This window comes from Moraxella equi, assembly GCF_002027555.1.
In the GTDB taxonomy this organism is placed as follows: domain Bacteria; phylum Pseudomonadota; class Gammaproteobacteria; order Pseudomonadales; family Moraxellaceae; genus Moraxella; species Moraxella equi.
The window spans coordinates 1-8,192 of record NZ_MXAP01000149.1 but is presented as its reverse complement, the minus strand read 5'-3'; the positions used below and the strand labels follow the sequence as shown (position 1 = coordinate 8,192).

The window sequence follows — 8,192 nt, the reverse complement described above, 5'->3', positions numbered from 1 at the left end:
GGTTTTTGGTGGGGGTCAAGGGGTAAAATTAAAAATTTTGATATTTCTTGTAAGATGTTGATTTTTAAGGTTATTTATTTTTAAATTTTTGCTTGCTAGACCGCTCCCATTTTGCTATCTTAGTATTTTCAAAAGGACTTGCCAATGTAACTCATATCTCATCTTTACCTACGCTTAAAATTTTTAAAAACACCCAACTTTCAACATTATACAAGCCGTTGATTTATCAAGGGCGAATGTGATTCGCCCCTACAATTCAAAAAACCATCAATAATCAATACGTTATCATTCTGAGTTGAGATTGGGTTAAAAACTTTGGAAAGTTCTGTATGAGACACGCCCTACTGTTTACCCCTGCTTTTGTGGCAAGCCTTGCCTTTGTTGGTATTGCCCAACTTATTGTCGCATCATCCACCTTTTTTATCGCAAATCTTGCCAAAAGTGTAACGGACGGTACGCTGTCGCTGCCTTATCTTATTGGTTTTGTGGCATCTTTGACACTCGTACTGATACCGCTTTATTTTGCCAGTATCTTTTTGGAAAAAGCCAAATTTGACTCGCTAGCACGTTATAACACTTTGTTTGATAAGCATTTTTTGGGAAAATCGTGTCATTATAATAACCACACCCTAAAACACACCGCCACCGCCATGCTCTCCCAAGAAAGCAAACACACCCTTGATGACAGCTTGCTTGGCGTTTTTGATATGATAACGCTACTATTAAATGTCGGATTCAACCTGATTGTCATTGCATGGGTGTTAGACGGCTTTATTTTATTGGGTTATGGCGTGGGCATGGTGCTTGCCATGGGAGCGGTGCATTTATTTAAAGACAGGCTTGGTAATCTTGCCAAAACCGCCCAAATGTCTCAGCTCATGCTGATGTCGGGGCTATCAAAGGCGTGGGATAATGTGATTATTTTTAATAAATACAATTACTTACGACACAATCGCACTCTGACAGACACCCTTAACACAGCCAAAACCGACAGTATCCATGCCAAATCCACGCGACACCTAAGCAGTAATGTGGGAATGCTTGTTTTGCTTGTGTGCGTCTTGACGGCAAGTGGCGTGCTGTTTTGGCAAAATTTGGGGGATATGACGATGCTTGCCATGCTCGTTGCTACGTTGCCACGCCAGATTCAAATGCTTCAAATGAGCCATGAACTCATTGGCTATCGGGCGGAAATTAGCACACTCATGGCTCGGCTTGACGGGCTAATCCAATTGTTTGATACGCCAAATGCCACGCTTGACAAGTACATTAAAAAAGATAGAATTTTTGTCAAACAGACCAATCAAGCCTTTGATTTTGATGAATTTTTGAAAAATCCGCCCAGCACAGGACGCATTACCCTTGTTGGCGATAATGGCGTGGGCAAATCGTGCGTGCTTTTGACATTAAAGAACAGGCTTGGCGAGCGTGCTTATTATCTGCCCGCCAAGCATGAGCTGATTTTTGATAATACCGAAGGCTCAACAGGACAGCGACTTATCGTTGAAATTGATAAGCTAACGGGCGATGATACGCCTATATTGCTCCTTGATGAATGGGACGCCAATTTGGATGGCGTGAACACGGACATCATTCACGCCAAGTTAGATGAAATTGGCAAAACAAGGCTTATCGTGGAAGTTCGCCATTGATTCAGTTTTGCAGGATACATCAAACCCCAACCAAGCCCATCATCAAAGCATTTACCACGGCCACCAGCCCCACTATCGCCCCAAGCTCCTTACCCAAACGAGCAGGACTGTGGCGGTGCGTGATGACGGCGTGGGTGTGCTTGATAAGTAGGGGAAAACATAATGCCAACACCCACGCCCTATCGCCAAAAATAATGGCATGATAGCCATAGCACATCATCGCCCCATATAAAAGGACGAGATAACCCACGATACGGTAGCGACCCAACACAATGGCAAGCGTTGTCTTACCACTGGTGCGGTCGGTGTCAGTATCTCGCAGGTTATTGATGTACAGCACACAGGCGGACAACAGCCCCACACCTGTGGCGATGATGAGATTTTGGGCGATGTCCACCCTGCCCGTTTGCAGATAATAACCGCCAAGCACCGCCACATAGCCAAAGAAAATCAGGACGGCAAGCTCACCAAGTGCATGATAGCCATAAGTTTTTTGCCCATGGTGTAACCCAATGCTCCCAAAATCGACACCGCCCCCAAGCCAAAAAACAGCACGATTTGATAAACCGTTAAAGGGCTTAGCCAAATCAGCACCGCCCCTGCCATCATGGTTTGGATAAGCCAAAGGACAAGCCACGCCCGAAACCTGCTTGCCGACACCGCCCCACTGCCAACCAGACGGGTTGGGCTGTCATGATGACGGTCTTGGTCGGTGCCACGAATGCCGTCGCCCAAATCATTGGCAAGGTTCGACAAAATCTGCAAAGACAAAGCGGTATAAATAATCAGCACACACAGCACCCAATTATCCACCCCAAATCCGCCAAGCGTGCGATACGCCAAGCCCTGCCCCACCCCAAGGCTCATGATGGCGATGGGATAGGTGCGTGGGCGAGTGGCGTGGAAGAATTGGATAATGGGCGAGTTGGCAGATGACATGATAAGCCAAGTGGGTTTATGAGTTGGGTTTTAAAGGTATTTAGGCTTTCTCTCGTCTTGCCATAAAAGTCGTCCAAAACCCCGACAAGGCATAAATCACACCAATGGCAAGCACGCCCACAGGAATGTCATACAGCACAATACCCATGATAAGCACGCCAATGATAAGCCCAACAAAAGGGATTTTTTGGCGGTCAAATTCTTTAAAACTGTAATATTTGACATTGCTCACCATAAGTAGTCCACAAATCACCGTCCACACCGCACAGATGGTGGCGAGCGTTTGGGGGGTAAGGGTGGCTCCATGGTCTCTTGTCACCATGACGCTTGACGTTACCAAAATCGCCGCCAAAGGACTTGCCAATCCGATAAAGTATTTTTTATCCACCGTGCCAATTTGCACGTTAAATCTTGCCAAGCGAAACGCCGCACAGACACTAAACACAAAGGCACACGCAAGCCCAAACCGCCCAAATTCATGCAAGGCAAAATGATACATGAGTACAGCAGGGGCAAGCCCAAAAGCGATACAGTCGGCAAGACTATCCAACTGCTCACCAAATGGGCTTTGGGCATTTAAGAGTCTGGCGGCTCGTCCGTCCATACCGTCCAAAATGGCGGACAAGAAAATGGCAAGGCACGCCTTATCAAACCGCCCCTCGCTACTGGCAACGATAGAAAAAAATGCCGAGAGCATGGACGCACTGGTGATAAGATTGGGAATGGGATAGACCCCACGGCTTATCTTTTTTTGATTGCCGTGTTGTTCGGTCTCAACGACTTCAAAGGCAATGCCATCATGGTCGTCTGGGTCTTTTTGGGAATGTGGGGACTGGGTTGTCATGGTGTTTTATTTTTAAAATCAATGGACTGTTGTTAATTATCTCGTATTTTGATATTTGGGCGAATAAATTGCCCTACAAACTTACCCAAACATCAGTTAATTAGCAATTTTTAAAATCATTCCCCAACCAACCATTTAACCACCGCCATGTCGTCCATGCTCATGGCAGGAGCGTCTTTTGGTTTTAGGATTGGGGCGAGCGTTTGTAAAATGGCTTTGGCGTGTTCGTCAAATTGCCAAGGCGGATTGATGATGTGTAGCCCTGTGCCGTTCATGCCCACTGCTACGTCATTGGGGTATAGGTTTAGCTCACAGACAAGCTGACGGCGAATGTCGGTGCGTTTCATTTTTTTATAAAACAGCTCTACCGCCTCTTTATTCTTAATGGGATACCACAGCACAAATGTTCCTGTGGCAAATTTCTTATGACTTGCCACAAGCAAATCTACTAAACGGCTAAAATCCTTATGCTCCTGCTCAAAAGGCGGGTCAAGCAGGATAATGCCACGCTTTTCCTTGGGCGGTAGCACGGCAGGCACACCTTCAAAGGCGTTGCGATGATGAATGCCAATGGGGAGCTGATAAAGCTGATAATTTAGGGCATCATACTCGTCTGCCACTGCTTCAAAGGCTTCGGCACGCAAGGGGGCGTTGTCCGAATGGTTTTGGGCGTGGTTGGCGATCCACCAAGGCGAACCTGGGTAGACGTGCTTATCATAGGTTTTGCGAGCGGTGTCAAGGTCTAATAGATACTGGGCAATGGCTTTTGGCGGTGTGCCAAGGTCGGCATTTTCTAAGGCACGAATGCCCTTGTCCGCCTCGCCTGTTTTGGTCGCCTCATCGCTTTCCAAGGAATACAGCCCACGTCCGCCATAAGCGTCAAGCACATAAAAGGGCTTGGCTTTGGCACTAAATTGGGCGAGCAGTTGGAGTAATAAAACGTGTTTGGCAACGTCAGCGAAGTTGCCTGCGTGGTAGGCGTGTTTGTAATTCATGGGAAAATGCGTGTAATTTTAAATGACTTATGGTAGCATAACTCACGATTTTTGGCTATTTTTTATTTTCATTCTCGTTTTCATCGGCTTTATCAGTCGGATTATTTAAAAAATTTAAAAACTTCTTTAAATTCACTCGAAACAAAAACGGCATGCCAAACCACGCAATCATTGCCAAAAACAGGCTCATGTAGAATGCCACCGCCCAACCCTTAATTGCCATGGCAAAAGCAAATGCGAGCAGCCCCATGCCCACCACCAAAATCATCTTTAAAATGCCCTTTTGGATAATGCGATAGCGACCCAAAATGAACAGATGATACAAACTTATCGGCATGGACAAGCCAATCAGCACATAGGGCAGGTAATGAAACGCCCAATACACCACCCCACTGTCTTTGAACGTCGCCATGCTCGCCAACGTGCCAAACACACAAAAACACACAATCGCCCCATAGCCCAAATACACGCTGACATTGGCAAGCCCCATCGCTTGCGTGATGACTTGGATGATTTTCTGATGTTTGGCTTGGGGGTTAGATTGGGTTGGGTTGGGGGCGTGGTTATCCATGCATGTCCTTTTATTTGTGTTTTTGGCGGTGTTTGGGCATACCTAATTTTGATATCAAATAAAATTACACGCCCTAATCTTTGCCTTTTTGCTCATTATCATGATAACTCCCGACATAGCGGGCAAGCTCTGGCGAGTTAAAATAACCATCAACCAACAAGCACGCCGAGACATCATCAATCGGGTCTCGCTCGTGCTTTATCCAGCCACGCTCCCACGCCATCATGCGAGCTTCGTGCGATGATAAGCGTTCGTCATACATGTACACCTGTACGGGCAAATGGCGTTCGCCCAGACGATGTGCCAGACGGCGAGCGAATTTAGCCGCCCGTTTAGAAAGCATAGAATCAGTGCCGTCCATGTTAAGCGGTAAGCCGACCACTACCACATCAATCCGCCACTGCTCAATGATGCCCAGTAGATTATCCCAGTCAGGCTGTCCGTTGTCCATCGCCAAAATGTCAAAGGGGCGTGCGTCTGCACTTAGGCTGTTGCCCAGTGCCATGCCCATTTTTTTGACGCCAAAATCTAGGGCTAAAATCAAAGTCGGTGTTATCATGAAATTCCTATTATTTGGCAAATCAAAATCGGCCACAGGTAAAGCAAATTAGCTTTTTAACTTTTTAAAAAATCACGTTTAAAAATCAAGCAAACCCTGTGGTCAAGGTAAATTTATCAGGGTCAATGCCCAGTTTGTCATAAGCCAACATCAATCTGTCTTCAAACTTCGCCCGAAACAATATCTCCAAATCAGCAGGGCAAACCAACCAGTCCTGCTCACTTATCTCCTGCTCCAACTGCCCTGCCGCCCAGTTACAAAACCCCATGCAAAGCAAAAAGTGGGGCAAGCTGTCGCCTGATATCAGGCTTAGCACGTCTTTACTGGTCGTGATACATACGTTCTCGCCCACCGCAAACGATGACGCAAACTCGGGCAGTCCTGTGTGTAGCACAAAACCTGCTTCGGGGCGGATAAAGCCCCCATGCATGGCAGGGGTGTTCATCGCCTTTTGGCTGGCGGGCAAATCAAGCTCGTGTAGCAAACCGCCCACCGAAGCACCGAGGGGCTTATTAATCATAAATCCCCACGCCCCGTCAGTGCTGTGACGACAGATATAAATCAATGCGTCAGCAAAGCGTTCATCAGGCATGGACGGACTGGGCAATAAAAAATGATGAGTTAAGTTGGAAAATTTTTTCAAATCAGCTCGCTTGGGGATGTCATTATCATTAGGGTCAATATGGGGCAAAATCGCCATTTTGCAAGGTTTGTGAATGGTAAGGCTATGAGCTGGCTTTATTGATATCATCAAGCAAGCCCTTGACGTGAGCCCGAGTCGCTTCGGTGATGTTTACGCCACCTGACATGCGTGCCAACTCATCAATCTGTCTGTCGCCTGTGATGATGGACAAATGACTCATCGTCTGCTCGCCATGCTCTTTGTGCACCAAGATATGACGGTGTGCCGCCGCCGCAACCTGTGCTTGGTGCGTGATGGCGAATAACTGCTGATGGTTGCCCAAACTTCTTAGTAGCTCGCCCACCACCTGAGCTGTACCACCACTAATACCCACGTCCACTTCATCAAACACCAAGGTCGGGCGTGTCTCTTGATTCACGCCTGCACTCATGACCTGCATGATGAGAGCCATGCGAGACAGCTCACCCCCTGACGCCACTTTGTGTAGCGGTTGCATGGGCATGCCGACATTGGCACTAAACATGAGAGCAATGTCAAACATCCCGCTACCGCCATACTGATGTGTCTCTTTGGGGCTAAACTCAAAGAGACAGCTGGCGTTCGGCAGGGCAAGTGCCGATAGGCGATGAGCCAGTTCATCAGCGATTTGTGGGGCGATTTTGGTGCGTTCGTGATGCAGTTTGTCCGCCACACTCACATACTCATCCCATGCCCCTGCCACCTGCTCATCCATGGTCTCGTTATCAGGCAGGCTCTCTAATTTGTCCAGCTCCGCTTGCCACTGCCCTGCCTGTGCGGTCAGCTCATCTGTGGTCGTGTGGTATTTTTTGGCAAGGCGATGAGCCAGCCCCATGAGATTATTAAGCTCATTTAGTCGCTCTTCGTCAGGCAGTGACTGCTCGGCATAGTCCATAAGCCGTGCCACCGCGTCATCTATCTGCTCGGACGCTTGGGTAAGTAGCTCGCTACACTCGGCGAACACTCGGCTTTTGTCCGATAAGTTATCACAGATTTTTAGACTGCGTGCTAACAGACCCGACACACTCATCTCGTCATTGTCTAGGTGCGTGACTGCTTGCAGTGCTGACTGCATGAGATTTTCAAGGTTGGACAGCTCATCATACTCTTGTTCTATCTCGCCAATATCCACCGCCATGAGTGGCTCAATGTCGCTTAGGCGTGATGACAAAAGTGCCATGCGGTCAGCACGCTGAGTGGACATGGCACGAGCGTCATCGGCTTCTTTTTTTAGGCGTTGGTATGTGCTAAAGGCGTCTTTGGTCGCTGATTTTAGGGCGTGCAAGCCCCCCACATCATCTAGCCAATCGATGACAAACTGCGGTTTTAGCAGTTCAAGCCCTGCATGCTGTGAGTGGATATTAACCAAAATACTGCCCAGTGATTTTAGTTCGCTAAGGCTCGCTGGCACGCCATTTATCCATGATTTTGAGCGTCCATTGGCACTGATTTTGCGGCGGATGAGCAGTGTGTCTTCTTCTAGCTCTCGCTCATGCTCGGCAAACCACTGGCTCACTTTGTCATTATCGGTTATATCAAACTCGCCAAACACCGACGCTTCACTCTCGCCAAAACGCACCATGCCAGCATCAGCTCGTCCGCCCACACAAAGCGATAAAGCATCCAATATCAAAGACTTACCTGCACCCGTCTCGCCCGTGATGACATTAAAACGCTCATCAAAGACGATTTCATGGTGCTTAATCAAAGCCAAATTATCTAAGGTTAGGGCTGTTAGCATGAATGTTCCATTATAAGTATGAATCGTTGCGATATTTTAGCACAATCAGGGCTTGTTTGGATAATTTGGTCGGGTAAAAGAAATGGCACTCATCCAAAAAGTATGCTGTAACAAAAACTAAAAAGACAACTTGAACAAAAGTTGGTAATTTACGGTTATGAAGACACAAATTACCATTACTTGCCCAAGTTGCCTATCAGTTAGTATAAAAACCCCCTCTCCAAACTACC

Annotated in this window: 9 protein-coding genes; 1 reads left to right on the top strand and 8 read right to left on the bottom strand. The window is 47.3% G+C overall.

The window, feature by feature from the left end; all coding sequences use genetic code 11:
- Window positions 1-329: 329 nt before the first annotated feature.
- Entirely contained in the window at window positions 330-1,652 is a 1,323-nt protein-coding gene (locus B5J93_RS12225) for an ATP-binding cassette domain-containing protein (protein WP_079326625.1), read from the top strand.
- 19 nt (window positions 1,653-1,671) lie between these two features.
- Here B5J93_RS12225 and menA read toward each other — a convergent pair whose 3' ends face one another.
- The 8 genes from menA to recN all read right to left on the bottom strand — a co-directional run bounded on the left by menA (window position 1,672) and on the right by recN (window position 7,962).
- Window positions 1,672-2,166, bottom strand: coding sequence for a 1,4-dihydroxy-2-naphthoate octaprenyltransferase (gene menA / locus B5J93_RS12220; RefSeq protein ID WP_228144944.1), 495 nt, complete (start codon window positions 2,164-2,166; stop codon window positions 1,672-1,674).
- A complete protein-coding gene (locus tag B5J93_RS14085; RefSeq protein ID WP_228144942.1) occupies window positions 2,103-2,591 on the bottom strand; it encodes a prenyltransferase in 489 nt (162 codons plus the stop codon). Before B5J93_RS14085 ends, menA begins: the two co-directional genes overlap by 64 nt.
- A 40-nt stretch (window positions 2,592-2,631) precedes the next feature.
- Entirely contained in the window at window positions 2,632-3,435 is an 804-nt protein-coding gene (pssA, locus tag B5J93_RS12210) for a CDP-diacylglycerol--serine O-phosphatidyltransferase (RefSeq protein WP_079326622.1), read from the bottom strand.
- A gap of 116 nt (window positions 3,436-3,551) precedes the next feature.
- Window positions 3,552-4,430 carry a 23S rRNA (adenine(2030)-N(6))-methyltransferase RlmJ gene (locus B5J93_RS12205; RefSeq protein WP_079326621.1) on the bottom strand — a complete coding sequence of 293 codons (879 nt, stop codon included), beginning with the start codon at window positions 4,428-4,430 and terminating at the stop codon, window positions 3,552-3,554.
- Between the two features lie 55 nt (window positions 4,431-4,485).
- The gene (locus tag B5J93_RS12200) at window positions 4,486-5,001 is read right to left on the bottom strand and encodes a hypothetical protein (protein WP_228144941.1); all 516 of its coding nucleotides are present in this window, start codon (window positions 4,999-5,001) and stop codon (window positions 4,486-4,488) included.
- Window positions 5,002-5,074: 73 nt separating this feature from the next.
- Window positions 5,075-5,560: a Holliday junction resolvase RuvX gene (gene ruvX, locus B5J93_RS12195; RefSeq protein ID WP_079326620.1), complete on the bottom strand. Its 486-nt coding sequence runs from the start codon at window positions 5,558-5,560 to the stop codon at window positions 5,075-5,077.
- A gap of 85 nt (window positions 5,561-5,645) precedes the next feature.
- Window positions 5,646-6,152: a YqgE/AlgH family protein gene (locus B5J93_RS12190; protein WP_228144943.1), complete on the bottom strand. Its 507-nt coding sequence runs from the start codon at window positions 6,150-6,152 to the stop codon at window positions 5,646-5,648.
- A gap of 133 nt (window positions 6,153-6,285) precedes the next feature.
- On the bottom strand, window positions 6,286-7,962 hold the full coding sequence (gene recN / locus B5J93_RS12185; protein WP_079326619.1) for a DNA repair protein RecN: 1,677 nt from the start codon (window positions 7,960-7,962) through the stop codon (window positions 6,286-6,288).
- Between the last annotated feature and the right edge of the window lie 230 nt (window positions 7,963-8,192).

Bases quoted from the DNA above. Each gene is read 5' to 3' on its own strand.
- recN (WP_079326619.1), bottom strand. From the start codon at position 7,962: ATGCTAACAGCCCTAACCTTAGATAATTTGGCTTTGATTAAGCACCAT.
- pssA (WP_079326622.1), bottom strand. From the start codon at position 3,435: ATGACAACCCAGTCCCCACATTCCCAAAAAGACCCAGACGACCATGAT.
- B5J93_RS12225 (WP_079326625.1), top strand. From the start codon at position 330: ATGAGACACGCCCTACTGTTTACCCCTGCTTTTGTGGCAAGCCTTGCC.
- B5J93_RS12190 (WP_228144943.1), bottom strand. From the start codon at position 6,152: ATGCCTGATGAACGCTTTGCTGACGCATTGATTTATATCTGTCGTCAC.
- B5J93_RS12200 (WP_228144941.1), bottom strand. From the start codon at position 5,001: ATGGATAACCACGCCCCCAACCCAACCCAATCTAACCCCCAAGCCAAA.
- ruvX (WP_079326620.1), bottom strand. From the start codon at position 5,560: ATGATAACACCGACTTTGATTTTAGCCCTAGATTTTGGCGTCAAAAAA.
- B5J93_RS14085 (WP_228144942.1), bottom strand. From the start codon at position 2,591: ATGTCATCTGCCAACTCGCCCATTATCCAATTCTTCCACGCCACTCGC.
- B5J93_RS12205 (WP_079326621.1), bottom strand. From the start codon at position 4,430: ATGAATTACAAACACGCCTACCACGCAGGCAACTTCGCTGACGTTGCC.